The organism is Cupriavidus sp. P-10 (genome assembly GCF_003402535.2).
In the GTDB taxonomy this organism is placed as follows: domain Bacteria; phylum Pseudomonadota; class Gammaproteobacteria; order Burkholderiales; family Burkholderiaceae; genus Cupriavidus.
The window spans coordinates 3455931-3481834 of record NZ_AP025170.1; the positions used below are offsets into that span (position 1 = coordinate 3455931).

General features: G+C 68.8%; 27 protein-coding genes. 19 read left to right on the forward strand and 8 right to left on the reverse strand.

Annotated features, from left to right (window positions below; genetic code table 11):
- Positions 1-126: 126 nt before the first annotated feature.
- Both CTP10_RS15950 and CTP10_RS15955 read left to right on the forward strand, forming a co-directional pair.
- The gene (locus CTP10_RS15950; protein ID WP_116319909.1) at positions 127-2268 is read left to right on the forward strand and encodes an FUSC family protein; all 2142 of its coding nucleotides are present in this window, start codon (positions 127-129) and stop codon (positions 2266-2268) included.
- A 179-nt stretch (positions 2269-2447) separates the two neighbouring features.
- Positions 2448-2726 (forward strand): DUF1488 domain-containing protein, encoded by a 279-nt coding sequence (locus tag CTP10_RS15955; RefSeq protein WP_029046679.1) that lies wholly within the window; start codon positions 2448-2450, stop codon positions 2724-2726.
- 77 nt (positions 2727-2803) lie between these two features.
- Here the strand turns inward: CTP10_RS15955 and CTP10_RS15960 are convergent, their stop codons facing one another.
- On the reverse strand, positions 2804-3274 hold the full coding sequence (locus tag CTP10_RS15960) for a universal stress protein (protein ID WP_116319910.1): 471 nt from the start codon (positions 3272-3274) through the stop codon (positions 2804-2806).
- A 221-nt stretch (positions 3275-3495) separates the two neighbouring features.
- Here CTP10_RS15960 and paaA point away from each other — a divergent pair, with 221 nt between their 5' ends.
- The 7 genes from paaA (at position 3496) to CTP10_RS15995 (ending at position 9065) form a co-directional block, all read left to right on the forward strand.
- Positions 3496-4512: a 1,2-phenylacetyl-CoA epoxidase subunit PaaA gene (gene paaA, locus CTP10_RS15965; protein ID WP_116319911.1), complete on the forward strand. Its 1017-nt coding sequence runs from the start codon at positions 3496-3498 to the stop codon at positions 4510-4512.
- Between the two features lie 41 nt (positions 4513-4553).
- Positions 4554-4841, forward strand: a complete 288-nt coding sequence (gene paaB / locus CTP10_RS15970) for a 1,2-phenylacetyl-CoA epoxidase subunit PaaB (RefSeq protein ID WP_022536879.1) — start codon at positions 4554-4556, stop codon at positions 4839-4841.
- A gap of 12 nt (positions 4842-4853) precedes the next feature.
- On the forward strand, positions 4854-5696 hold the full coding sequence (gene paaC / locus CTP10_RS15975; RefSeq protein ID WP_116319912.1) for a 1,2-phenylacetyl-CoA epoxidase subunit PaaC: 843 nt from the start codon (positions 4854-4856) through the stop codon (positions 5694-5696).
- Positions 5697-5727: 31 nt separating this feature from the next.
- Positions 5728-6288, forward strand: coding sequence for a 1,2-phenylacetyl-CoA epoxidase subunit PaaD (paaD, locus tag CTP10_RS15980; RefSeq protein WP_116319913.1), 561 nt, complete (start codon positions 5728-5730; stop codon positions 6286-6288).
- A gap of 27 nt (positions 6289-6315) precedes the next feature.
- Positions 6316-7404 (forward strand): 1,2-phenylacetyl-CoA epoxidase subunit PaaE, encoded by a 1089-nt coding sequence (gene paaE, locus CTP10_RS15985; protein ID WP_116319914.1) that lies wholly within the window; start codon positions 6316-6318, stop codon positions 7402-7404.
- Positions 7405-7629: 225 nt separating this feature from the next.
- Complete coding sequence (locus CTP10_RS15990; protein WP_116319915.1) at positions 7630-8424, forward strand: DUF1835 domain-containing protein; 795 nt, start codon at positions 7630-7632, stop codon at positions 8422-8424.
- A gap of 23 nt (positions 8425-8447) precedes the next feature.
- Positions 8448-9065: a TetR/AcrR family transcriptional regulator gene (locus CTP10_RS15995; protein WP_116319916.1), complete on the forward strand. Its 618-nt coding sequence runs from the start codon at positions 8448-8450 to the stop codon at positions 9063-9065.
- A 9-nt stretch (positions 9066-9074) separates the two neighbouring features.
- Here CTP10_RS15995 and kefC read toward each other — a convergent pair whose 3' ends face one another.
- Together kefC and kefF are read right to left on the reverse strand one after the other, a co-directional pair.
- A complete protein-coding gene (gene kefC / locus CTP10_RS16000; protein ID WP_116319917.1) occupies positions 9075-10889 on the reverse strand; it encodes a glutathione-regulated potassium-efflux system protein KefC in 1815 nt (604 codons plus the stop codon).
- Positions 10886-11440, reverse strand: coding sequence for a glutathione-regulated potassium-efflux system oxidoreductase KefF (gene kefF / locus CTP10_RS16005; protein ID WP_199414595.1), 555 nt, complete (start codon positions 11438-11440; stop codon positions 10886-10888). Before kefF ends, kefC begins: the two co-directional genes overlap by 4 nt.
- Before the next feature lie 333 nt (positions 11441-11773).
- On the opposite strand from kefF, the gene CTP10_RS16010 reads away from it, so the two are divergent.
- Positions 11774-12472 (forward strand): GNAT family N-acetyltransferase, encoded by a 699-nt coding sequence (locus CTP10_RS16010; RefSeq protein WP_116319919.1) that lies wholly within the window; start codon positions 11774-11776, stop codon positions 12470-12472.
- A gap of 97 nt (positions 12473-12569) precedes the next feature.
- On the opposite strand, the gene CTP10_RS16015 is transcribed toward CTP10_RS16010, so the two are convergent.
- The 5 genes from CTP10_RS16015 to CTP10_RS16035 all read right to left on the reverse strand — a co-directional run bounded on the left by CTP10_RS16015 (position 12570) and on the right by CTP10_RS16035 (position 16808).
- Positions 12570-13064 carry an Lrp/AsnC family transcriptional regulator gene (locus CTP10_RS16015; protein WP_010813460.1) on the reverse strand — a complete coding sequence of 165 codons (495 nt, stop codon included), beginning with the start codon at positions 13062-13064 and terminating at the stop codon, positions 12570-12572.
- A 417-nt stretch (positions 13065-13481) separates the two neighbouring features.
- On the reverse strand, positions 13482-14081 hold the full coding sequence (locus CTP10_RS16020; protein ID WP_116319920.1) for an EF-hand domain-containing protein: 600 nt from the start codon (positions 14079-14081) through the stop codon (positions 13482-13484).
- Between the two features lie 154 nt (positions 14082-14235).
- Positions 14236-14946: a type II secretion system protein N gene (locus CTP10_RS16025; protein WP_116319921.1), complete on the reverse strand. Its 711-nt coding sequence runs from the start codon at positions 14944-14946 to the stop codon at positions 14236-14238.
- Positions 14947-15039: 93 nt separating this feature from the next.
- A complete protein-coding gene (locus tag CTP10_RS16030; RefSeq protein ID WP_116319922.1) occupies positions 15040-16260 on the reverse strand; it encodes a globin domain-containing protein in 1221 nt (406 codons plus the stop codon).
- A gap of 95 nt (positions 16261-16355) precedes the next feature.
- Positions 16356-16808 (reverse strand): RrF2 family transcriptional regulator, encoded by a 453-nt coding sequence (locus CTP10_RS16035; RefSeq protein ID WP_116319923.1) that lies wholly within the window; start codon positions 16806-16808, stop codon positions 16356-16358.
- A 206-nt stretch (positions 16809-17014) separates the two neighbouring features.
- Between CTP10_RS16035 and gspG the strand changes: the two genes are divergently transcribed.
- The 9 genes from gspG (at position 17015) to gspD (ending at position 25901) form a co-directional block, all read left to right on the forward strand.
- A complete protein-coding gene (gspG, locus tag CTP10_RS16040; RefSeq protein WP_116319924.1) occupies positions 17015-17488 on the forward strand; it encodes a type II secretion system major pseudopilin GspG in 474 nt (157 codons plus the stop codon).
- A 31-nt stretch (positions 17489-17519) separates the two neighbouring features.
- Positions 17520-18017 carry a prepilin-type N-terminal cleavage/methylation domain-containing protein gene (locus tag CTP10_RS16045; RefSeq protein ID WP_116319925.1) on the forward strand — a complete coding sequence of 166 codons (498 nt, stop codon included), beginning with the start codon at positions 17520-17522 and terminating at the stop codon, positions 18015-18017.
- Positions 18014-18421, forward strand: coding sequence for a type II secretion system minor pseudopilin GspI (gene gspI, locus CTP10_RS16050; protein WP_116319926.1), 408 nt, complete (start codon positions 18014-18016; stop codon positions 18419-18421). Before CTP10_RS16045 ends, gspI begins: the two co-directional genes overlap by 4 nt.
- Complete coding sequence (locus tag CTP10_RS16055; RefSeq protein WP_116319927.1) at positions 18399-19106, forward strand: PulJ/GspJ family protein; 708 nt, start codon at positions 18399-18401, stop codon at positions 19104-19106. The genes gspI and CTP10_RS16055 overlap by 23 nt, the downstream gene beginning before the upstream one ends.
- Positions 19103-20131 (forward strand): type II secretion system minor pseudopilin GspK, encoded by a 1029-nt coding sequence (gene gspK, locus CTP10_RS16060; RefSeq protein WP_116319928.1) that lies wholly within the window; start codon positions 19103-19105, stop codon positions 20129-20131. The genes CTP10_RS16055 and gspK overlap by 4 nt, the downstream gene beginning before the upstream one ends.
- A 330-nt stretch (positions 20132-20461) precedes the next feature.
- On the forward strand, positions 20462-21943 hold the full coding sequence (gspL, locus tag CTP10_RS16065; RefSeq protein WP_116319929.1) for a type II secretion system protein GspL: 1482 nt from the start codon (positions 20462-20464) through the stop codon (positions 21941-21943).
- Between the two features lie 19 nt (positions 21944-21962).
- Positions 21963-22571, forward strand: coding sequence for a type II secretion system protein M (locus tag CTP10_RS16070; RefSeq protein WP_116319930.1), 609 nt, complete (start codon positions 21963-21965; stop codon positions 22569-22571).
- Positions 22571-23410: a type II secretion system protein N gene (gspN, locus tag CTP10_RS16075; RefSeq protein ID WP_116319931.1), complete on the forward strand. Its 840-nt coding sequence runs from the start codon at positions 22571-22573 to the stop codon at positions 23408-23410. The genes CTP10_RS16070 and gspN overlap by 1 nt, the downstream gene beginning before the upstream one ends.
- A gap of 34 nt (positions 23411-23444) precedes the next feature.
- A complete protein-coding gene (gene gspD, locus CTP10_RS16080; protein WP_116319932.1) occupies positions 23445-25901 on the forward strand; it encodes a type II secretion system secretin GspD in 2457 nt (818 codons plus the stop codon).
- Positions 25902-25904 lie beyond the last annotated feature (3 nt).

Genomic DNA, 25904 nt, shown 5'->3' on the forward strand with positions numbered 1-25904 from the left:
TGAACAGGGCATCACATGACTGGGCCCTCCTGCTTTTCCGCTTTTGTTGCGACGCAGCAATCCGTGTCGTAGAGTGGCAACACGAAGGTCATGCCAACCAGGCGTACCCGTCCTGTCCAGCTTCGCATGTCGCCCGCCGCCTCCCTGATCCGCTACTGGCCAGAACCCGCGCTGCTCCGGCGCGGGCTTATCTATGCGCTCTCGTTCCTCGCGCTTGCCGGCGTCGGCTGGCTTACCGGCGACCAGGGCTATCTCTGGTCGGCCACCGCGTCGATCTGGACTTGTCTGGCAGACCGGCAAGGCACCGCATCCGCACGGCTGTCGAGCCTCGGCGCAGTCGGTATTGGCGGCGCGTTGGCCAGCGCGTTGGGCACGGTCGTGGCGCCGACCCCCTGGCTGGCCTTGCCGGTGGTCATGGCGGCCGGCCTGGCCGCAGGACTGGCCGAAATCCGCGGCACGGCGACCGCCCTGGCAGCCAAGCTGCTCTATGTAGTGCTGGTCGCCGCCTGCCTGCAGCCGGGCGCAGTCGGTGATCTGGCGCCGCTGGCCCTGCTCAGCGGATTGGACTATCTCCGCGGCGGCATGTTTGCCTGCCTGGTTTGCCTGGCGCTGATCCCGTCCGAACGCGATGAGCGGCCGCGACGCGAAGTGCTAGCCGCCTATGAGGCGTTGGTACGGTTCGCCGCCGTGCTTGCGGACAGTGCGCAAGGGCACGATCTGGCCGCCTGCAAGCAGGATCTGCGCAACCGGATCGAGGCTGCCCGCGAGGCGATCGAAGCGCGCCGCAGCCTGCGCGACGCCACCCAGCTGCTGCACCACAGCTATGCCCTCGGCATCGCCGACGCCCTCTTCGCAATGCTCATCGTGGCAGGCGAATTGCGAGACCGTGCCGGCCCTGGCGGCCATGGGCTACCGCTGCGCCATATTGCGCGCAGCGTGGCCGACGCCCGCGACCAGGTCAGGGAAGCCCTGGCGCGGCATGCGCCCGACCTGCCCGCCTTGAGCGCCGCGCTGCGCCATGACCTGCACAGGCTGACTGCGCCAGGTGCCAATGCCGGGGCCCCGCCGTCATACCAATCCGCCGTGTCGGCACTGGCCCGCTACCCCGCCTTTGAGGCCTGGCGCGCTGCCTTCGCGTGGCCGCGGCGCGGCGCGGGTCACGGCGCCGCGCGCTTGCTGGGCAGCGTGGCGGATCACCTGGCACGCGATGCTGTCGCGGCCCGCCATGCATTGCGCCTGGCGCTGGCCGGCAGCCTCTGCCTGATGCCGGCGCAGTTGTGGCAGCTCGACCACGGCTATTGGGTCGCCGTCACGGTGATCATGGTGCTGAGCCCGCGCCTGCAGACTACGCGCCAGGTGTCGCTGAAGCGCTTTGCCGGATCACTGGCGGGTGCGCTGTGCGCCTGCGTGATCGGCCTGTTCCACCCAGCGCCGGCCATCGCCCTTGGCATCAGCGCCGTTTTTCTTGCCGGGGCCTATGCCAACCGGCTGGCCGGCCAGCCTGGCGCGTTCGCGTTTTGCCTGACGCCGGCCGTCATCCTGTTCTCCTGGATGGGCGCGCCAATGCTCGACAGCAGCCACTTTGCGGCGCTGCGCGGCATCGACACGGCTGTCGGCTGCCTGATCGCACTGGCCACCTACTATGTGCTGGCGCCGCGCGTGGAAATGTCGCGCGTGTTCCGCCATGCGGTCGATGCCGTGACGGTCAACGCCGTCTACCTGCGCGCCGCGCTTGCCGCTGCGCGTGTGGCAGAGGGCAAAGCCACCCCCGGCGCGGCGCGCCTGGAGGCCTTGCGCATCGCCGCCGGCCGTGCCTCGAGCCGTGCCGAGCACACGCTGGAGCAGTCCGCCGGCGCGCTGGCAACTGCCCATGGGCACTCCTACCGGCAGGCCCATGCCACGGCGCGACGCATGGCGGCGCTGGCTGGCGTGGTGCGGGCCGGGATCGAATCCGGCGCGTTCGCCCTGCCAGCGAGCGCCGGGTCGCGCGCGCTGATGGCCTGGCTGGAGGCAAGACTGGCGGAACTGGCGATACGGCCTGGCAGCACGGGCGACGCGGTAGCTGCGGGCGATGCCAGCGACGGAAAAAGGCCCGAAGCGCCGCCAGGGCCGGAAGCCACACCCGGCGCCATCGATGTATTCCTGGCCGAGCAGGCCGACTATGCCCGCGCGCATATCGCCGCCGCGCATGCCGCGGTGGCCGGCCTGCGCGTGCTCGGGACAACGGCCCGCAAGCCGGTGGGACGCTGGCGCGTACGCCGTAGCTGACCTGCGTGGCTGACCCGAGCCATTGCATGGAAAAGCCGGCGTCCACGCCGATTTGCAGTTTTTGACGCCCCTTTTACCGCCCCTTTTGCCCCCCTTTACGAACCCGTTACTGACCCTTTACGGCAGGCCGCAATGACCTAGAATGATTGAATACGTCCGTCGCCAGCACGAGGCACGCCATGCCTGAGATCACGTTCCCTCGCAGCGTCCCGACCTACTGCGCAGCCAGCCTCACGCTGTCCTGCCCCGCTACGGTCAATGGCAGTCCGACTCAGTATTCCGTCACCGCGGAAGCCCTTGAGGCCCACTTCGGTGCGCGCTCGCCGCGCGAGGAAGACCTGGTTGCCGCCTTCACCAGCAATCGCCAGCGCATCGAAAGCCTCGCCGAAAGCCTGTTCGAGCTGACGCAGGCGCGGGAGATCGTGCTGCGCAGCGGCCATTTCCGTTTCGCGGGCTGAGCGGCCGGCTGGCCAGCCGCCGCGATTCCACAGCATCCACGCCGAGACGCCGGGCCAGCCCGGCGTCTTGCGCATGCTCAGTCGGCCCTGGCTTCGCCGCGCACCAGCAGCACCGGCGTGGTCGACTGCCGGATCACCGCTTCCGCCACGCTGCCCAGTACCAGCCGGCGCACGCCGCGCCGCCCATGCGTGCCGATAACGAGCAGATCCGCACCCCACTGGCGCGCGGCTTCGTTGATCGACGCGCCGATATCGCCGGGCACCGGCGCCTGGCTGACCAGTCTGGTTTCATGCGGCACGCCGGCCGCGGACAGTTGCTGCGCGGCGTCCTGCAACGCGCGCTGGCCGCTTTCCTCGAATGCCTTCTGCAACTGGCTCGGATCGTAGTAGCCAACGTCGAACATCGGCGTACCCGTATCGACGACATAAAGCGCCAGCACCGTGGCGCCGCCTGGCGCCGCTACGCGGATGGCTTCGGCCAGTGCCAGTCCGGACGTGCTGCTGCCATCCACCGCCACCACGATCTTGCTATATGCCGCGCTTGCCATTTGCGTTACCTCCGTAGACAAAGGGAATAAGGGGTCGGACGACTGGAGGCCGTCCGCCTTCGATACTACACATGCGCAGTCCGTCACGTGGCGCTGACTCCGGCAACAGTCCATGCAAACCCGTCGCGCTTAAATTGACCGACCGGTCGGCTTATATATAATAGGGCCAGCCGCCGTGCCAACGGTCCCCCACCGGCTGCGGCCCCGCCAGAGGAGGCGCTATGTACACCCAAAGCCTGGATGTTCCCGGCCACGCTGACTCCGCTCTAAGCGCCGCCCCCCAGGACGACAACGTCCGCCAGGCCGCTTTCGACGCCCGTATGGCTGCAGACGGCAAGATCGAACCGCAGGACTGGATGCCGGCGGCCTACCGCAAGACACTGGTACGGCAGATTTCCCAGCACGCGCACTCCGAGATCGTCGGCATGCTGCCTGAGGGCAACTGGATCAGCCGCGCGCCGTCCCTCAAGCGCAAGGCGATCCTGCTGGCCAAGGTGCAGGACGAAGGCGGCCACGGCCTGTACCTGTACTCCGCGGCCGAAACGCTGGATGCCTCGCGCGACGATCTGGTCGACGCGCTGCACAGCGGCAAGGCCAAGTATTCGTCGATCTTCAACTACCCGACGCTGACCTGGGCCGACGTTGGCGTGATCGGCTGGCTGGTGGACGGCGCGGCGATCATGAACCAGATCCCGCTGTGCCGCTGCTCCTACGGCCCGTATGCGCGCGCCATGATCCGCATCTGCAAGGAAGAGTCGTTCCACCAACGCCAGGGCTTCGACGCGCTGCTGGCGATGATGCGCGGCACCGACGCCCAGCGCGAGATGGTGCAGGACGCGGTCAACCGCTGGTGGTTCCCGGTGCTGATGATGTTCGGCCCGCCCGATGCGGCCTCGACCAACAGCGCGCAGACCATGGCCTGGGGCATCAAGCGCATCTCGAATGACGACCTGCGCCAGAAGTTCGTCGATGCCACGGTGGAACAGGCACGGGTGCTGGGCGTGACCCTGCCCGACCCGGGACTGCAATGGAACGCCGAGCGCGCCCACTATGACTACAGCCCGCTGGACTGGAACGAGTTCTGGCGCGTGATCAACGGCGACGGTCCGTGCAACAAGGAGCGCCTGAAAACGCGCGTCAAGGCGCACGAGGACGGCGCCTGGGTCCGCGAAGCCGCTTTGGCCCACGCCGCCAAGGTGGCCGAACGCGAAGCGGGCGAGCGCCGCACGGCTGCCTGACCCCACGCCGCAGCCCGCGCGCAAGGATCGAGGAGAGAACGATGAATCGCAAGGAATGGCCGCTGTGGGAAGTATTCGTGCGCAGCAAGCAAGGCCTGGAACACAAGCATTGCGGCAGCCTGCACGCCGCCGACGCGCAGCAAGCGCTGCACATGGCGCGCGATGTCTACACGCGGCGCCAGGAAGGCGTGTCGATCTGGGTGGTGCCGTCCGCTGCCATCACGGCGAGCGTGCCGGAGGAAAAGCCGGAACTGTTCGACCCCATGGCCGACAAGATCTACCGGCATCCGACGTTCTACCAGCTGCCCGACGAAGTCAACCACATGTAAGGGCCACGCACGATGACCGCGTCCCCGCAACCCGCCTCCCTGGATCACCTGCCGCCGGCACGCACCGCCGCGCTGCGCTACATGCTGCGCCTCGCCGACAATGCGCTGGTCCTTGGCCAGCGCAATGCCGAGTGGTGCGGCCACGGCCCGGTGCTGGAAGAAGACATTGCGCTGGCCAACATCAGCCTCGACCTGATCGGCCAGGCGCGCCTGCTTTACGGCCGCGCCGGCGAACTGGAAGGCGAGCTGACCGGCCTGCCGCGCCATGAAGATGACTATGCCTACTGGCGCGCCGAGCGCGACTTCCGCAACTGGACGCTGGCGGAACTGCCCCACCGCGGCCCGCTGGCCGGCAATGCCGCGGCGGAGCGCGACTACGCCGTCACCATCGTGCGCAACTTCCTGTACGGCGCGCTGATGGTCGAGTTGTGGGAAGCGCTGCAGTCCAGCAGCGATGCGCAGCTTGCCGCCATCGCCGCCAAGTCGGTCAAGGAGGCGCGCTACCACCTGCACCATGCCGCCGGCTGGGTGGTGCGCCTGGGCGACGGCACCGAGGCGTCGCACGCACGCATGCAGCGCGCCCTGGACCACCTGCTGCCCTATATGAATGAGTGCTTTGCCGAAGACCCGATGGAAGCCGAGGCCGCGGCGCAGGGCATTGGCGTCGTCACCGCCTCGCTACGGGCGGCCTGGGACGCGACCGTGGCCGAAACCCTGCAAGCCGCGACACTGGCGCTGCCGGCTGCGACCAGCTTTGTCTCGACCGGCAAGCTCGGCGTCCATTCCGAGCACATGAGCTACCTGCTGGGCGAGATGCAGGGGCTGGCGCGGGCCCATCCGGGCGCGCAATGGTAAGCGCCCGCTTCGCCGCAAAGGACTGTCCGGCATGAACGTCACCACCCTGCTCCACTCAGCGAAAGCTGCCGCCGATGCACGCGTCGAGCAGGCATGGGCGGCGCTGGAAGCGGTTCCCGACCCGGAGATCCCGGTGGTTTCGATCCGCGGCCTCGGCATCCTGCGCGGAATCGCCGCCGATGCCGACGGCACGCTGGAGGTGACGGTTACACCCACCTACTCCGGTTGCCCGGCGATGTCTCAGATCGCCGAGGACATCGGCCAGGCGCTCGACGCCGCCGGCCTGGCGCCGTGGCGCCTGCGCACGGTACTGGCGCCGGCGTGGACCACCGACTGGATCACCCCCGCCGCGCGTGAACGCTTGCGCGAATTCGGCATCGCGCCGCCCGGCCAGTGCGGCGCGCCGGCGGCGGCACAACCGTTGCGCTTCGTCCCGCGTGCCGCGCGCGCCGGCGCCCCGGACCGCGTCGCCTGCCCGCGCTGTGGCAGCGTGCATACGCAGGAAATCTCGCGCTTCGCCTCGACGGCTTGCAAGGCGCTGTACCGCTGCCTGGACTGCCGCGAACCGTTCGACTATTTCAAACCCTACTGAGCCCCGCCGGGCCGAAGCCACGCTGCCATGACCCCACAGTTCCACCCGCTGCGCGTGGCGCAGGTACGCCCCGAGACTGCCGACACCATCTCGATCGCGTTCGAGGTGCCGGAAACGCTGCGCGACGCCTACCGCTTTACCCAGGGCCAGTTCCTGACGCTGAAGGCGCCGGTCGATGGCAAGGATTTGCGGCGCTCGTATTCGATCTGCTCGGCGGTGCAGGACTATGACGCACAAGGCGAATTGCGCGTGGCGGTGAAGCTGGTCGAGGACGGGCTGTTTTCCTCCCATCTCCACGACTCCATCGCACCCGGCCAGGTGATCGACGTCATGACGCCCGACGGCCGCTTCCACGTGCCGCTTGAGCCGGCCGCGGCGCGCCACTATGTCGCCTTCGCCGCGGGCAGCGGCATCACGCCGGTGCTGTCGCTGATCCGCACCACGCTGCCGGCCGAGCCGCGCAGCCGCTTCACGCTGGTCTACGGCAACCGCAATGTGGACAGCATCATCTTTTCCGAGACGCTGGAAGACCTGAAGAACCAATACCTGTCGCGTTTCACGCTATATCACGTGCTGTCGCGCCAGCCGCAGGAGGTGGACCTGCTGCACGGCCGCCTCGACCATGCCCGCGTGACCGCCTTCCTCGAAGCGCTGATTCCGGTGGACGACATCGACGCGGCCTTTGTCTGCGGGCCGGCCTCCATGATCGACGAGGCCGAGGCGGCACTGCGCGACGCCGGCGTGGATCCGCACCGCATCCACGCCGAGCGCTTCGGCGTGCCACTCGCACGGGCCAAGCCGAAGCCTGCCCATACCAGCACTGACCATGCGGGGACCGCCGAGCTGGTGGTAGTGCTCGACGGCAAGCAGCACAGCATGCGCCTGCCGATGGAAGACGCCAACGTGCTCGATACCGCGCTGGCCGCCGGGCTCGACCTGCCGTATGCGTGCAAAGGCGGCGTCTGTTGCACCTGCCGCGCCAAGGTGCTGGAAGGCCAGGTCGAGATGGAGAAGAACTACACGCTCGAGCCGTGGGAGATGGAAAAGGGCTTCGTGCTCACCTGCCAGGCGCGCGCGCTGACGCCGCGGGTAGTGGTCAGCTACGACGAACGCTGATCCAGGTACGCGGCCGCGGGCGCCGCGTACGGGTGCCGACACTCGCCGCCATTGGCCAGGCCTGGCCGTGATTAAAATGGCGGCAGGCCGGGCAGCGGCCTGGCGCGATGCTTGCGGGGGCGGTAAACAACGGCAGCGCATGGCGGTACATGGCGGCGCATGCCGCCTGTCGCGCGGGCGCCGCGCGGTGCCAGCTAACCGTCCCACCCATATACAATCACGGCCATGCAATATATCCATGTCGTCAACGGTGATGTAGCAGGCACGACCCTGCGCCAGGCGCTGGCCCAGGCCGCGCGGCCGGACCCTGTCGTGGTGCTGCGCGACGACCTGGCCGTAGGGCCGCTGGCCGACATCGACAGCACCGGGCTGATCCGTTCCGGCTTCTGGCAGCGGGTCGCCCCGCGCACCGACATCGATTTCGCTGCCGAGATGCGCCAGGCGCTGGACCAGCTCCAGGCGCTGCGCCAGGACGACATGGAAGTGGCCATCTGGCACGGCCAGAGCGCGGCCGACCAGCTGATGCTACGCCGGGTGGTGTTCCACCTGTACCAGGCGCCGCAACGGATCAATGAAGTGGCGATGGACCTGCGCGAGCTGGAGATGTCCGCGCAAGGCAACCTGGCCGCGATCGGCATGTATTCGCCGGCGCGGCTGGCGCGGCGCTTCTCCACGATCGCGCCGGTTTCCGTGCTGCGGCTGGGCCGGCTCGGCTACGAGTGGCAGCAGAACGTCAAGGAAAATGCCGACGTACGCCTGTGGAAGGGCAACACGCTGGTTCCCGCCGCCTACCACACCATCGACGACATCATCATGGATCGCGCGCCGGCCGAATGGACGCCAGCGGCGCAAGTGGTCGGCAGCGTGATGGGCGCGATCGAAGGCCTGCTGGCCAGCGACTGGTTCGTATTCTGGCGCTGCCGCGAGCTGATCGCCACCGGCCAGATGGTGCTGCGCGGCAACTCCGACTCGCTCGAGACCTGCGAGCTGCGCCGCCACGCCGGCGGTGGCGGCGAGTAACCCCGCGAGTAATTCCGATACACATGGCCCGTACCAAGGCACCCGATTTCGAGGCGCAGCGCGAACAGATCCTGGATCTGGCCGCCGCCGCCTTTGCCAACAGCAGCTACCCCAGCACCTCGATGGCCGACCTGGCCGCGGCCTGTGGCACGTCCAAGGCGCGGCTCTACCATTATTACGAGAGCAAGGAAGCGATCCTGTTCGACCTGCTGGACCGCTACACGCGGCGCCTGATGCTGCTGGTCACCGAGGTGGAAGCCGACGCCGAGCGCCGTGGCCTGACCGACAAGGAGGCGTTCGCCAACCTGATCCGCGCCTTCCTGGCCGAGTACGAAACCTCGCAGACACGCCATGTTGCGCTGATCAACGACGTCAAGTTCCTGGCGGAAGGCCAGCGCGACGTGATCCTGGGCCGCGAGCGCGACGTGGTGGCGGCCTTTTCGCGCCTGCTGCGCCGGGCCTACCCGGAGCGCGTCACGCGCGATAACCAGACCGCGCTGACCATGACCGTGTTCGGCATGATCAACTGGACCTTCACCTGGCTCAAGCCGGGAGGTCGGCTGTCGTACGCCGACTTTGCCGAGACCGTGCTCGACCTCCTCGAGGGCGGGCTGCCGGGCCGCGCCGCCACAGCCCGCTGACGAGGGCGGTCAGTCCCACCCCGCCTCTTCGCGCTGCCGGCGCTGCTCGCGGTCCTGCCGGAACATTTCCTCCAGCTCATCGCGGGCCTGGCGCGCCAGCGAGACCAGCTTCTTCTGGTCGGTGTAGTGCGGGTAAAAGCGGTCGATCGCCTGGATGTTGTGCCGGCGGAAGCGCAGCGCCACGTTGCGCGCCTCGGCCGGGTCGAAGCCCAGCCCTTCCAGCACGCGCCGTCCCATCGTCAGCGAGCCCTCGAACATCTCGCGCTCGAACAATTGCACGCCGCGGTCCTTGAGCTGGTAGATGTGCGACACATGACGCGCCCGCGCATAGATCTGCAACGCCGGGAAGCGCTCGCGTACCCGGTCGATCAGTTGCAGGCTGTCATCCATGCCGTCGATCGCCACCACCAGGATGCGCGCGCGGGCGATACCTGCAGCTTCAAGCAGGTCGAGCCGCGTGGCATCGCCATAGAAGATCTTGAAGCCGTACTGGCGCAGGAACTCGATCTGGTCCGGATCGTGGTCGAGCACCGTGACACCAATGCCCTGGCTGTACAGCAGCCGCCCGATGATCTGGCCGAAACGGCCAAAGCCGGCGATCAGCACCGGATTGTCCTGCGGCGTGATGGCATCGTCCGGACGCGCCCTGGCGCGGCCCAGCCGCGGCGCTACCAACTGGTCGTAGGCCAGCAGCAGCAACGGCGTGGCCACCATCGACAGCGCCACCACCAGTACCAGCAAGGCCTCGGTCTCGCGCGGCAGCAGGCCAGCGCCGCCGGCCACGCCGAACACCACGAAGGCAAACTCGCCGCCCTGCGAGATCAACAGCGCGAACAGCAGCCGCTGGCCACGCGCAATGGCGAATTCTCGCGCCAGCAGCATCAGCACCGCGGTCTTGGCGACGACGAAGGCCGCCACCAGTCCGAGCACCAGCCAGGGCGAGCGCGCCAGCACGGCAAAGTCGATCGACATGCCGACCGCCATGAAGAACAGGCCCAGCAGCAACCCCTTGAACGGCTCCAGGTCGGCCTCCAGCGCATGGCGGTATTCCGAATCGGCCAGCAGCACGCCGGCGAGGAAGGTCCCCAGCGCCATCGACAATCCGACTGCATCCATCATCAGCGCGATGCCGACCACCAGCAGTAACGCAAACGCGGTGAACATCTCGCGCATGTCGGTGCGCGCGATAAAGCGCAGCGCCGGCCGAACCAGGTAGCGGCCGCCGACCACCACCGCTCCGATCACCGCCACCGCCTTCACCCCGGCCATCCAGCCGGCGGCGCCCGCGCCGGCACCTTCGGCGCCCTCGACGGCGAGCAGCGGCAACAGCGCGATCATCGGGATGGCGGCAATGTCCTGGAACAGCAGGATGCCGAAGCTGGCCGCGCCGGCCGGCGTGCCGAACAGGTTGCGCTCGGTCAGCGTCGCCAGCGCAATGGCAGTGGACGAGAGCGCCAGGCCCAGGCCCGCGACCAGCGCCACCTGCCACGACGCGCCCGCCAGCGCTGCCGCCCCGCCGATCACCAGCGCGCACGCGGCGAGTTGCGCGCCACCGTAGCCGAAGATGCTCCGGCGCAATGCCCACAGCTTGCGCGGCTCCAGTTCCAGCCCGATGACGAACATCATCAGCACCACGCCGAATTCGGAGAAATGCAGGATCGACTCGACATTGGTGACCAGGCGCAGCGCAAACGGGCCGATCGCCGCCCCCGCCAGCAGGTAGCCCAGCACAGCGCCCAGGCCGCTGCGCCGCGCCAGCGGCACCGCCACCACCGCCGCGACCAGGAACACCAGCAGTGCAATCAGGAAGTCATGCTGGTTCATGCGCGCGCCTCCGCCGGATTGGCTTCGGCGCCCAGGCGCCCGCAGACGTGTGCGATATGGTCGGCCAGCGCCTGCGCGTCGGCATTGTCGGCGTCATGCAGCACCACCGGCGGCAGCCAGGTCATGCCGCACAAGAGCGCGGTCTGCTCCAGCGGCAACAGGAATTCGCCGATCGGATGGCCGTGGTTGCCGTCCGGGCCATAGGCATCGGCACTGCCGCCGGTGCTTACCACGGCCAGCAGCGACTTGCCGCGCAGCGCCGTGCCGCCGGGGCCGTAGGCCCATCCGTGTTCGAGCACCTCGTCCAGCCACAGCTTGAGCAGCGCCGGCACGCTGTACCAGCGCACCGGGAACTGCAACACGACGGTGTCCGCGACCGCCAGCACGCGCTGCTCGGCGACGACATCGATGTCGTAATCCACATAGAAGCGGTAGAGATCGCGTACCTGTACCTGCGGCAGCGAGGCCAGGGCGTCGGCCAGCGGCCGGTTGACGCGCGATCGGCTGGGCGTGGGATGCGCGTAGATCACTGCAATGGGAGACTCGGTCATCGAAGACGGGGCGGTTTGGCCAGGAAATGGGATGGCGGCGGGAGGAATGAGTCGGTTGCCGCGTTGCAACATATCCACAGTTGGTCACGCGCAACAATTCATCACATTTTTTTAGGCTATTGATTTTATTTGGTTTTTCAGAGTGCTGTGGTGCTGCACCCGGCTGCTGCGGCGCGGGAAGCTTACGCCAGACTGACAATTCCACTACAATACTTTCCACGCTGCATCAAGATGGTGTTTCCCCGAACCCTGCACCGAGGCAGGGAAAAGTGGCTGGCAAAACACCAAGGCAGTGCCTATTTTTATCTGTGACCACACCAGGAAGGATTTAACGTGAACCCGCTCGAACTGAGCAAGGCTGTCGGCGCACTGACCGACGAAGATCTGCGCAAAGCAGCTGCAGCGACGCAGGCCGCCCACCGCGCCACCGTTCTGGTGCGCGAACTGGCCGCCCATCACCGCTCGCGCCTGCTGAAGCATTTCCTCGCCCTGGGTGAGGACGATCGCCTGCTCCGTTTCGGCCAGTCGGTGGGTGACCACGTGATCGAAGCCTACGTGGACAGCATCGACTTCGACCACGATTCCGTGTTCGGCGTCTACGACGACAAGCTCGAGCTGGTCGGCGTGGGCCACTTCGCCAACCTGCGCGACAACGCCCAGGGCCGCGTGGCGGAGTTCGGCGTGTCGGTGTCGCGCAGCGCCCGCGGCCGTGGCATCGGCAGCGCGCTGTTCGAGCGTGCGGCTATTCATGGCCGCAATACCAACGTGCGCACGCTGTACATGCACTGCCTGTCGCGCAACGCGGCGATGATGCATATCGCCAAGAAGGCCGGCATGAAGGTCCAGTATGCCTACGGCGAGGCCGACGCGTACCTGGAACTGCCGCCCGCCGACACTGCCAGCCGCCTGACCGAGGCGCTGGACGAGCAGCTGGCCGACCTGGACTACGCGGTGCGCCGCAACCTGCGCGACGCGCGTCGCTTCGGCCTGCGCTTCTGGCGCAGCATGGTGCCGCAGAAGCACACTGCATAAGCACAGCGTGTAAGCGGGCTTTTCGCCAGCTTCGCCGCCCACGGCCACAACGGCGCATCGCAACGATGCGCCGTTTTTGCATGCTCCCCCTTACCGCTCAGGCTGCGCCGCCGACCGGCAGCGCCGTGGTGTCCTTGATGCTTTCCAGCGCAAAGCTCGAGCGCACGTCGATCACCGACGGATGGGCCAGCAGCTGCTCCTGCATGAAGCGCGCGAAATGCTCCATGTCCTCGACATAGACCTTGAGCAGCAGGTCCATCTCGCCGGTCATGGCGTGGCATGCCGCCACCTCGGGCCACACCGCGATGGAGGCGCGGAACAGATCCAGCGGCGCCTTGCCCTTGGGCGCGCCGCCATGCTTCTCCAGCCGGACATTGATATAGGCCAGCAGGCCAAGCCCGATCTTGTTCGGCTCCAGCAATGCCGCGTACTGCCGGATTACGCCGATCTCCTCCAGCCGCCGGATGCGGCGCAGGCAGGGGCTGGGCGACAGGTTGACGCGCTCGGCCACCTCCAGGTTGGTCAACCGGCCGTTGGTCTGCAGCACTTCCAGGATCTTCCGGTCGATCTTGTCCAACTCCACCTTGCTCACGATATTGTTGCTCCGCAATATGTTTATTGGCAATTTTTTTGCGCAAATTTAGCAAGCCGTGCACAAATACGCAATTTTTTGTGTGATTGCGTCCGTTGCGGGCGGGATTCTGGCGAACCGGCAGCCTCTTCGGTCACTCGTGCTGCAGCCGGTCGGGCTGGGCAACCTGTCTGGTGGCACGGCCGCGGGGGTTGCGGTCGCGCCGCGCCGACCAGGGAAAGGCAAGGATGGTGCCAAGGCCCGGCCGGACAGGGAAGCGGCATTCTACGGGCGTTTGCCGCCGGGGTCAGATACTTCCTGGTCGACGCGCTGCCAATGCAGTCCCGGAGCGGACAAAACCAAAAGCGCGCGGCCCCGGGGCACGCGCGCTAAACAGCGGCTTCAGGCAGGGACGGCCATGGCCGTCCCGCCGCGGCATCAGCCTCCGCTACTGGACGGGGCACCTGGCGCAGACGGATTGGCCGGGGCCGGCTGGCTGCCCGGCGCACCCTGGCCGCGCTGGCCCCGGTGCTGGTGGTCGCGGTGCATCTTCTCCATGCCGGCGCGGATTTCATCGCGGGTCAGCTTGCCGTCGCGGTTGGCGTCGAGCTGGTCGAAGCGCTTGGCCAGGCGCGGCATGCCGGCATTGGCCTCGGCCTTGGTCAGGGCGCCGTCGCCGTTCTTGTCGGCTGCCTTGAATTTCTCGTCGAAGGCGGCCTGCATGCGGGCGTGACGCTCGGCCATGACGGCCTTGCGGTGCGCGTCCATCTCCGCCTTGTCGATCTTGCCGTCGCGGTTGGTGTCGAGCTTGTTGAAGTAGGCGTCGGCTTCCGCCTTGGAGATCGCGCCGTCGTTATCGGTGTCGACCGCCTTCATCCAGCCGCCGCCATGACCCATATGGTGGTGGTGGCCGTGGCCGGGCTTGCCGGCCGGCGCGGCGGGCGCGCTGGCCTGGGCGAAGGCACCTCCGGCGACCAGCAGGGCGGCCGAGGCGGCGAGGAATTGCTTCAGGATCTGCGGCTTGGAATTGCGTTGCATGTCTTGCTCCTTGTCAGCACGTTGGCATGTACGGATTAGAACGCAGACGATGCAGGGAAGTTGGTGCTTTTAATACGATGTTACCCGCCTCACAGAAAGGTTGGGGCGCCGTAAGGGAACGCAACGGAACGTGAATATTCGCGCCCGTGCCAGCTTAGTTCTTGGGGACCAGCATGCCGTCCTGGCTGGGCGGCGGCGCCATCATGGGCTGATGCTGGGCAGCCGGCTGTGCCTGGGGTTGAGACTGGACTTGCGGCTGCGGGGGCTGGCTTGTAGCCGGTAGCATCGGCTGGGCCGGCTGGCCGGCCATCGGGGTCATCGGAGCGGCCGGCGGCGGCATCGGCGTCGCCATCGGCGCGGCCGCGCCGGCGGGCGGCGTAGGCAGCGCGGGACCCGGCGCACCTGCGGCTGGTGCACGCGCGGCGCCCGCCTGCAGCGGCAATGCGATTTCCTGCCGCACGCCGCTGCGTTCGATCACCACGGAGCGCTGGCGGATCTCCACCAGCCGGATCTGCTGCGACAGTTCGGCTCCGGAGCGCACCGCCTTGGGCGGCCCGCCGTCCATCGACACGATCGCCGCGCCGGCGCCGCCGTCGACCTCAGCCACCACGCCAAGCAGTTGCACGTCGCGCGGACCGCCCTGAACCGAGCCGCCGAACAGCGTCGCCACGGCGCCGGTCTCGACCGCTTCGGTCTGCGCAACGCGCGCGCTCTGCGGCACCGGGAGGGTGCGCATCGCGCTGAAAGTCAGCGCCCAGTACGTGGCGAGCGCGCACAGCGCGACAAACAGCACCACGCTTGCCAGGCGCGGCAGCCACGGCGCGGCGGTATCGAAGCGAAGGACAGGCCGGAGGGAGAGTTGCACGGGAACGGTACCCCTGACGCAAATGAACGATCGCGCCAAGCCTACCAGAGCCACATGACACTGTCGCCATCACCGGCCCGTCCGGCGACGGACTCAGAGCAGGTGGTCGAGCAGGTCCGGGCCGAAGACTTCGCGGTCGATGTGCGCCACCGGCACGCCGGCGCTGACCACAGCATGCCGCTGCGCCTGCATGAAGCCCAGCGGCCCACACAGGTAGAAGCGGCCATCGATGAAGCGCTGCAGCGCCGGCTGGGCCAGCAACTCGGCCATCGGCATGGTGCCCGCGTGGTCGTAGTCGCGGCCGATGGCGTCGGCGGCCTCGGGGGCTTCATAGCTGATATGCGTCACCAGTTGCGGCAACCGCTCGCGTGCCCACTGCAGGTCGGCACGGTGCGCATGGTAGCGGCCATTGCGGGCCGCGTGGGCGAACAGGATCGGGCGCTGCGAGCCCTGGACGGCCAGCGTGCGCAGCACCGACAGCATTGGCGTGATGCCGATGCCGCCCGACAGCAGCACCAGCGGGCGATGGCCGTCGAGCGCCGGGGTGAAGTCACCAAATGGCGGGCTCACCTTCAGCTCGGTACCCTCCTGCGCGTTGGCATGCAGCCAGTTGGAGACGGCGCCGGCCGGCGTAGACTGGTCGCCGTCTTCGCGCTTGACCGAAATGCGCCAGGTCGGCAGGCCGGTCTCACCCGACAGCGAATACTGGCGCAACTGGCGCGTGCCGTCGTCGAGGTGCGCCTCGACGCTGACGTACTGGCCGGGACGGAAGTCGCGCAGCGGGCCACCGTCGGCAGCCGCCAGCGTCAGCGACACCACCTGCTCGCCCTGCGCTTCGCGGCGCATCACGCGCACCGCCGTCAAGTCGCCGGCGGCAACGCCGGTACGCTGGTACAGCCGCGCCTCGGCGGCGATCAGCTCTCCGGCCAGCAGCCAGTAGGCCTCATCCCAGGCGGCCAGCAGCGGCGACGTGGCGGCGTCGCCCAGCACCGCCTTGATCGCGCCCAGCAGGTGGCGGCCGACGATCGGATAGTGCGAGGGCGTCAGGCCCACTGCCGCATGCTTGTGCACGATGCGGTCGACCACCGGCGCCAGCGCCGCGCCATTGTCGATATTGGCGGCGTAGGCGAACACGGCCGACGCCAGCGATTGCTGCTGGCTGCCGTTGGCCTGGTTGCCCATATTGAACATCTGCGTGAGTTCAGGCCGGTCGGCGAACATCTCGCGGTAGAAATGGGTGGTGATGGCCAGGCCATGCTCGCGCAGCACCGGGACGCTCGCATCGATATAGGGGCGGGAAGCGGCGGACAGCATCAGGTAACACTCCGTTTAATTCATGCATGTTATATGCATGTTTTTTCGCACAATAAAACCGGCGCTCGTCGGCGCCTGCGCGGAACTCAGTCCACTCAGGCCGAACGCCGGTTCAGGAAATCGCGATGCAGCCGGATGATCGACTCGGCGGTCTTGCTGCCCGTGACATCGGCCAGCGTGACATCGTCCAGCGCGCGGTAGAACGCCTGCTCGGCCACGTCCAGGGCGCGCTTCAGGCGGCAGTTGCCGTTCAGCGCGCAGGGCGGGTTGTCGCAGTCGATGATGGCCTTGTGGCCTTCCAGCTCGCGCAGGATCGTGCCGATGGTCAGCTGTTCGGCACCCGGCCCCAGCTGCAGGCCGCCGTGGCGGCCGCGCGTGGCCGTGATCCAGCCCAGCTTCGACAACCGCGCCGCCACCTTGACCAGGTGGTTGTGCGAGATATCGAACTGCTGCCCCACTTCCGCAATGGTGATGGGCCGGCTGCCGTCGCCACGGGCGACGTACATCAGCAGGCGCAGTGCATAGTCGGAAAAGCGGGTCAGTTGCATCGTGGCGACATCTTAAAAAATATGCATTCAGGATGCAAGTTAAATCCGGGCGGGTGCACGAGCTGTGATTTGCATCGCACATTGCCGCGGCGCCGACGCCACCCCCATAAAACAGTCATGTGGCGCCGGTTATACTGACTGGCGAAACCGGCCCGCCGCCAGCCCGGCCGCGGGCCTAGCCATTCCAGCAACGAGGTTCACAGACGATGCGCATTTTCACTACCCGTTCCGCCAGCCCTGTCCGTTCCCGGCCCGCACGCGCCCGCCGCGCGCGCGGCTTCACCCTGATCGAGATCATGGTGGTGATCGTGATCCTTGGCGTGCTGGCGGCGCTGGTAGTGCCCAAGATCATGAGCCGTCCGGACGAAGCGCGCATCGTCGCGGCACGCCAGGATATCTCGTCAATCATGCAGGCGCTCAAGCTGTACCGGCTCGACAACAGCCGCTACCCGACCACCGAGCAAGGCCTGGCCGCGCTGGTGAGCAAGCCTACCACCGAGCCGGTGCCGAACAACTGGAAGGGCGGTGGCTACCTGGAGAAGCTGCCCAAGGATCCCTGGGGCCATCCGTACCAGTACCTGAACCCGGGCGTGCGCGGCGAGATCGACGTGTTCAGCTTCGGCGCCGACGGCCAGGCCGGCGGCAATGGCAACGACGCCGATATCGGCAACTGGGAATAAGTCCCGGCGCCCCCGCCCCCTTCCCTAAACCATGACCACGGCGCCGCGCCGCCGCGCGCCCTTGCGGCGCCGGGGCTTTACCCTGCTCGAGCTGCTGGTGGTCATGGTGATCGCCGGCATCGTGATCTCGCTGGTGGCGGTCAATGCCTCGCCCAACGAGCGCGGCCGCGTGCTGGATGACGGCCAGCGCATCGCACGGCTGTTCGAGCTGGCGCAGGAAGAAGCCCAGCTCGGCGCCCGCCCCCTCGCCTGGGAGGGCGACGCCAGCGGCTGGCGTTTCCTGGAGTCGACCCCGAACGGCTGGATCCCGATGCGCACCGACGTGTTCGCGCCGGGCCGGTGGCGCCTGGCGCTGGACCAGGTGGTGGTGGTCGAAGGCGGCCGCCCCACTGGCACCGGCGGCCCACTGCGGCTGGTATTCGGGCGCGAGCTGATCGATGCGCCGCAGCGGCTGGTGCTGGTGCGCGGCGACATCCGCGTTGACGTCACCGCTGACGGTAGCGGCCGTTACTTCGCCAGCTCGCCATGACCCGCGCCCCCTTGCACGGCCGCCGGCGCCGCGCCGGCTTTACGCTGATCGAGGTACTGGTCGCGCTGACCATCCTGGCGGTGGCGCTGACCGCCGCCATGCGCGCCATGGGCTCGATGGTCGATGCCGGCGTGGCGCTGCAGACCCGCATGCTGGCCGAATGGAGCGCCGAGAACCACCTGGCCGCGCTGCGGCTGTCCAAGACCTGGCCAGAGCCCGGCGTCAGCGGTTACGCGTGCCCACAGGGCGGCACGCCGCTGTATTGCGAGCAGTCGGTGTCGGGTACGCCCAATCCGGTCTTCCGCCGCGTCGAGATCGCGGTCTACCCGTCCGCCACCGACAAGTCCGTGCGGCTGGCGTGGCTGGTCACCATCGTTCCCAATGAAGCCCGCAACGTTCTCTGAGCGCAGGCGGCCGGGCCGGCACGCACGCGGCTTCACGCTGCTGGAGATGCTGGTCGCGATCACGCTGCTGGCGGTGATGGCAGTGATCGGCTGGCGCGCCCTCGACAGCCTGACGCGCAGCCGCGAGCGCCTGACCGACCACGATGCGCGCCTGGACGCGTTGAAGATTCTCTACGGCCAGTTCCAGTCCGACTGCGAGCACCTGGCCAACCCCACGCTGCTGCAGGGCAGCCCGGTCGAGGTCGGCCAGAACCGGCTGCTGCTGGTGCGCGACCGCCGCGACGAGGGGCAACCGCCCGCCTGGCAGGTACTCTCGTACCAGATCGACGGCAACACGCTGGTGCGGGTGGCCGCGCCGCCGGTGGCCGATCGGGCCGGGCTGCAGTCGGCACTGCTTGCGCTGCGCCAGGGCGGCAGCAATGCGGCGCAGGTGCGGCGCGTGCTGCCCGACATCGCCGGCATGAACGCGCGCGCCTGGGTGGAGCCAGCCGGCTGGCAGGCCGATACCGGCCGCATCCGCAATGTGCTGTTCGCCGGCAACGCCGCCAGCGCGGTCGAGGCCTCGGGCGTCGGCGCGGCGCAGCCGAATTCCGCGGTGCGCGCGGTCGAACTGACCGTGTTCGCCCGCATGGGCGACGGCGACGCGCCGCGGCAGTTCCAGAAGATCTGCATGACCGGGCTATGAGGCGCGCTCCCGTCCGTTCCCGCCCGGCTTTCGCGCGGCGCCGCGCCCGAGGCGCCGCCGTGGTCACGGCGCTGCTGATCGTGACGCTGGCCGTGGTGGTGGTGTCCGGCATGCTGTGGCGCCAGCAGGTGCAGATCCGCGCCATCGAGAACCAGCGGCTGCTGGCGCAGGCGACCTGGATCGAGCGCGCCGCGGTGGACTGGGCGCGGCTGATCCTGCGCGACGACCAGCGCCGCACCAACGTCGACCAGCTCGGCGAGCCCTGGGCGGTGCCGATCGCCGAAACCCGGCTGTCGGACTTCCTCGGCGCGTCGCTGCGCACCGACGTGGCGGGCGAAACCTCGTTTTTGTCGGGCCGCATCCTCGATGCGCAGGCCCGCTTCAACCTTGCCAACCTGGTGATCTGGACCGCTACCGCCGGCCAGGGACGCGCCGCTTCGGTCGATCCCGAGGCCCAGGCCGCCTACCGCCGCCTGCTGCAGACCGTGGGCCTGAACCCGCAGCTGGCCGAGTCCACGGCGCGCGTCATGCTGCAGGCAGCGCAAGGCGGCAGCGGCGACGGCCGCGCGGCGCCACGCCCGCTCGACAGCGTGCAGGGGTTGCTGTCCCTGCCCGGCTATACGCCGGAAATGGTCGCCGTGCTGGAACCGTTCGTCACCGTGCTGCCGGAGCGCACCCTGGTCAACGCCAACACCGCCGAGGCCGAGGTGCTGGCCGCCGTGATCGACAAGCTGCCGCTGGAGCGCGCCCGCGAACTGGTGCGCCAGCGCGACCGCGCCTATTTCAACAACATCGGCAACGTGCAGACCCAGCTGGCCGCCGTCGCGCCCCAGGCCGACAGCGCCAGCCTGGCCAACATGATCGACGTGCGCTCGCACTATTTCCTGGTCTACGGACTGGTTCGCCACGAACGCGCCAGCCGGCTGCAGGTGTCCCTGATCTTCCGCGGCGAGCCGCTGGGCGCCACCAATACGACGCGCGTAATCTGGATACAGGACGCCGACCGGTTGCCGGACCTGCGCTGAATGTCTGATACAAGACGCACGAAGCATGCATAGGCGGCGCGATGTGCAGGCGTTGGCAACCGGGGAGAATGGTATTGACGCGGTTTAGTCACACAGGCAAGGTATGCTGCGACGCTGGCGCGAGCGAGGCGCCACGCCGCCCGCCGCCAAGCGCGGCCGTGCACCGCTGCCTGCTGACCCGCCCGCGTCTCCGCGCGCAGCGGCAAGCCCGCGGCGCCGCGGCATGCCGGCTGCGGGGCAACCAAAAGGCTGGCCAAGGCGCAATCCACGCGGCAATGCGCCTTCCCGGGTTCTCCCATGTCCCGCCACTGACGCCAAGCTAAGGAAATCTTGAGCACCACCCTGTACGTCCGCCTGCCGCACCGGCCGCACGACCAGCCGCAACCCTGGCAATTCGGTGCCCTGCCGTTCGCGTTGGTACGCACCGGCGCCACTGCCGCCACCGACGCCGCACGGCGCGTGCCCGGCCGCACGGCGCCTGAAGTGTTGCGCGAAGGCCACGCCCGCATCGCCGACCTGCCCCCTGCCGAGCGCCTGGTGCTGATCCTGGCGGCCAGCGACGTACTGCTTACCACTGCCAGCGTGCCTCCGCTGCCGCCGGCACGTTTGAAACAGGCGCTGCCCAACCTGATCGAAGACGCGCTCGCCACCGACGCACAGCCCTGCCATATCGGCGTCGGCCCCGCGCTCGACGGCAGCGCCGCAATTCGCGGCCCGCGCCGGCGGCTGCTGATGGTGGCCGACCGCGCCTGGCTGCGGGCCGTGCTCGAAGCGTTTGCCGAACACCGCCATCGCCGCCGGCATGTGCTGGCGGCGCAGCTGTGCGTGCCGTTGGCAGCGGCAGCCGAGGCGCCTGCTCAAGCGCCGGGTACCGAACCGACGCTGCGCCCGGCGGAGGAAGCCGCACAGGACGAGCCGGCCACGCTGGTGGTCGAGGCTGACGCCAGCGCCCTGGCTGCCGGCGGCGGACTGCTCGGTAGTGCGACCGTCGGCGCCACCGAGCCAGCCCCTGCGCTGGCGCGCCAGTGGCAGCTGACCGTGCGCACCGGCGCACACGCCGGTTACGGCTTGCTGCTGGGGGACGACGCCCTTGGAGCCTGGCAGGCGCTGGCGCCCGACGGCATCTGGTACGCCGACGCCGATGCTGCCGCCGCGGCGCCGGTACCCGCATTGCATGGCGCCGCACCCGCCGGCTGGCCGCTGTGGATCGAGGGCGCGCAGGAATGCCTGCGCGAGCCGGCACTGGACCTGGCGCAGTTCGAGTTTGCGCAAGGCCGCGCCGACCGCTGGAACCTGGCGGCATGGCGCGTGCCGCTGGCGCTGCTGGCCGGCCTCGTGCTGGTGCAGGTGCTGGGCATGAACATCCACTGGCTGCTGCTGCGGAACGAACAGCAGCGCGTGGAAGCCGCGCAGCAGCAGACCCTGCGCAGCGCCTTCCCGCAGATCCCGACCATCCTGGACGCACCGTTGCAAATGCGCCGGCAGGTCGAGCAACTGCGCATCGCCAGCGGCCGCAGCACGCCGGAAGACTTCCTGCCGCTGGCAGACCGCTTTGCCCAGGCCGCGCGCCGCCTGCCCCCCGATGCGCTGCAGGCGCTGGAGTACCGCGGCCGCATGCTGGTGGTGACACTCAAACCGGGCACGGACATTGCCAGCCTCCGTACTGCCGCGCGCCAGGCCGGCCTGCAGATGGAAGAGGACAAGACCGGTGGCGCGGCCGGTAGCGCACCCGGCAGTGCGGCGGGCGGCGCGTTGGGTGGCGCCACGCCGGTGACGCCGGGCTCGCGCTGGACCGTCAGGCCGGGCCTGTGAGCGCGGCAGCACGATACGCATGGATGCCATGAAAGACTCCGCCCGAAACCAGACGCCACGCCCGGTCCGCTCCGCTGGCCCCACCGCGCTGCGCGCACGCGTGGCGCGGCTGCGCCCGAGCGTGCCGCAGGCGTGGCGGGAACGCTTCAACGCCTTCTGGTCGGCACGCAACCCGCGCGAACAGGCCATCCTGGCCGGCGGCGCCGCGGTGCTGGCGCTGGTGATCGGCTACACGCTGCTGTGGGAGCCGGCCGCTGAAGGCCGCCAGCGCCTGGCGCGCAGCCTGCCGCAGATGCGCGCCGACCTGGCCGAAATGGAAACGCTGGCGCAGGAAGCGCGCGGCCTCAAGGCCACGCCGGCACCGGCGCTGCGCGGCGACGCGCTGACGCAGGCACTGCAGGACAGCCTGGGCCAGCATGGCCTGAAGGCGACCCGGCTGGCCGCCGGTGCCGACAACAATGTCCAGGTGCAGCTCGACAAGGTGCCCTTCGGCGCGTTCAGCAGCTGGCTGCAGGACGTGCGCCAGCAGCAGCGCATGAAAGTGATCGATGCCCGCATCGTCTATGTCGGCGCCACGGCGCTGGTCAATGTCAGCGCGACCCTGCAGGGTCCGGGCGGCCGCAGCTGATGGTACGGTTGGAAACGCTAAGGCTGCCGCGCCGCAAGCTGCGCCAGCCGGGTGCGTGGCGGCGCCTGCGCTGGCTCGCGCTGGCAGTGGCGACCGCCGCGGTGACGGTGGTGGCGATGCTGCCGGCGGCGTGGATCGCCGAGCGCGTGGCCACGCAGACGCAGGGACGGGTGCTGCTGGCCGATGCCAGCGGCTCGATGTGGCACGGCAGCGCCACGCTGGCGCTGTCGGCCGGCGCCGGCAGCCAGACCGCCACGGTGCTGCCGGGGCGGCTGCAATGGACGCTGGCCTTCTGGCCACTGCTGGCCGGCACCGCGCGCGCGGTGGTAACGCACACAGAAGCCATGGCTGCGCCTGTGGCGATCACCGCGACGCCGGGCGGCTGGACCGTGCAGTCCGGGGCGATGCGGCTGCCGGCATCGCTGCTGGAAGGCATCGGCGCGCCGTTCAATACGCTGCGCCTGGATGGCCTGATGCGCGCGGACTGGTCGACGCTGCAGGGCCGCTTTGGCGGCCCGGATGGCAACGGCAATGGCAACCGCAACGGCATGATGCGCGGCCATGTCACGCTGCGCATCGAGCAGGTGTCGTCCGCGGTTAGCCGGCTGCGCCCGCTCGGCAGCTACCGCGCCGAGATCGACTGGAGCGGCGCCGGCAGCGGCAAGCTGCAACTGAGTACTATCGCCGGGCCGCTGCACGTGGAGGGCAGCGGCACACTAGGCCGGCAGGCGCGCTTCGAGGGCACCGCGCATGCCGAGCCCGATGCGGAAACGCAACTGACCAGCTTGCTGAGCCTGCTGGGACGACGAGACAACAACGTGACAAGGCTGCGCTTCTGATGCCAGGCAGCGCCAGGAGCATACGGAAATGACTATGACAAACCATGCCACCCGACCTGTTTTCCAGACCGCCTGCGCCCGCGCCGTGGCCCTGCTGTGCGGGCTCTCGCTGCTGGCGCCCGCGCCGCTGTGGGCCCAGCCTGGCGCGCCGGGCGCACGCGCCACGGGCACGCCGCCGGCCCCGCCGGACGTCACGCCGGCCAGCCGCGACCAGGTGGTCCTCAACTTCGTCAATGCCGACCTGGACTCGGTGATCAAGGCGGTCGGGCAGGCCACCGGCAAGAACTTCGTGATCGACCCGCGCGTGAAGGGCACGGTGAACCTGGTCACGGAGCAGCCGGTGTCGCGCGCGCAGGCGCTGCAGACGCTGGGCTCGGTGCTGCGCATGCAGGGCTACGCGATGGTGGAAAGCAACGGCTTCACCAAGGTCGTACCCGAGGCCGACGCCAAGCTGCAGGGCTCGCCCACGGTGATCGGCGCGGCGCCGAGCCGCGGCGACCAGGTGGTGACACAGGTGTTCCGGCTCAACTACGAGTCGGCCAACAACCTGGTGCCAGTGCTGCGGCCGATGATCGCGCCCAACAACACCATCACCGCCTACCCGGCCAACAACACGCTGGTCATTACCGACTACGCTGACAACCTGCGCCGGCTGGCGCGCATCATCGCCGCCATCGACGCGCCGGCCACCGGCGAGGTCGAACTGGTGCCGCTGCGCCATGCACTGGCCAGCGACACCGCGCTGGTATTGCAGAAGCTGCTGGACCCCGCGGCGGCGGGCGCTGCCGGCGGCGGTGCCGCGCCCGGCGCCGACGCCAGCCTGCGCACTTCGGTGGTAGCCGAGCCGCGCAGCAATGCGCTGATGATCCGCGCCTCCAGCCGCGCCCGGCTGCAGCAGGCACGCCAGCTGATCGAGAAGCTCGACCAGCCCTACGCCCGCCCCGGCAATATCTGGGTGGTGCCACTGAAGAATGCCGATGCGGTCAAGCTGGCCGCCACGCTGCGCGCCATCGTTGCCGCCGACAGCAGCTTTGCCTCCTCGACCCAGCCCGGCACCGGCGGTGCAGGCGGCGTGGGCGGCATCGGCGGCGCGGGTGGCATGACCAGTGTCGCCACGCCGGCCGGCGGCCAGTTCACCGGCGGCACCACCGGCACCCAGACCGGCATGCGCAGCGGCACCAGCGGCACCGGCGGCGGTGCCTATGGCAACTCGGCCTTTGCCGCGTCGTTCGGCACCAGCACGCAGCCGACCACCGGCGGCATCATCCAGGCCGATCCGTCGACCAACTCGCTCATCATCACCGCCAGCGAGCCGGTCTACCGCAACCTGCGCGGCGTGATCGAAGACCTCGACGCGCGCCGGGCGCAGGTCTATATCGAATCGATGATCGTAGAGGTCACCGCCACGCAGGCGAGCGAACTCGGCATCCAGTGGCAGGGCCTCATCAGTTCCTCGAGCGGCAACAACAACGTCTTTGCCGGCACCAACTTCGGCTCCGGCGGGCAGAACATCCTGAACCTGACGCTGGCCGGTGCGCTGTTCGACACCAACCGCACCGCCGGTATCGCCGCGGCGCAGGGGCTGGTGCAGGACGTGGGCGGCCTGAACCTTGGCATCGTCAACAAGGCGATGGGACTGGGCGCGCTGCTGCGCGCGCTGGGCAGCAACGGCAGCGTCAACCTGCTGTCCACGCCGAACCTGATCACGCTGGAGAACGAGGAAGCCAAGATCCTGATCGGCCAGAACATCCCGATCACCACCGGCTCGTATGCGCAGACCGGCGGCGCGGCCTCGGTGACGCCGTTCCAGACCTTCGACCGCAAGGACGTCGGCATCACGCTGCGCGTGAAGCCGCAGATCACCGATGGCGGGCTGGTCAAGATGCAGATCTTCCAGGAGTCGTCGTCGGTGGTGGCTGGCACGCTGACGCAGGTGCAGGGCCCGACCACCAATGTGCGCTCGATCGAGACCAATGTGCTGGTCGACGATGGCCAGATCATCGTGCTCGGCGGCCTGATCGAGGACTCGTATGGCGACGGCGTGCAGAAAGTGCCGCTGCTGGGCGACATCCCGCTGATCGGCGGCCTGTTCCGCTACGAGAACAAGAACCGCTCCAAGACCAACCTGCTGGTGTTCCTGCGCCCGTATGTGATGCGCACGGCAGGCGCCGCCGACCGCCTGACCGCGGACCGCTACGACTATATGCGCGCGCAGCAGCAGGGCTTTGTATCGCCTAACATCATGGTGCGCGACACCAACACGCCGCTGCTGCCGCCGGCCGACGCGCCGAGCACGCCGTTCGTCGATCCGCGCGCGAACGGCCCGGTAGCAACGCCGCTGCCGCTGCCGCAAACGCTGCCGCAGAATCCGCAGAACCCGCAGCAGCCCGGCTTGCCGGCACAGCCGCAACCGGTGCCGCCGCCCGCGGCCGTGCAGCAGCCGCTGAGCCAGCGCGGCGAAGCCGTCACGCCGGGCGCTGTCCAGAACTGAGGC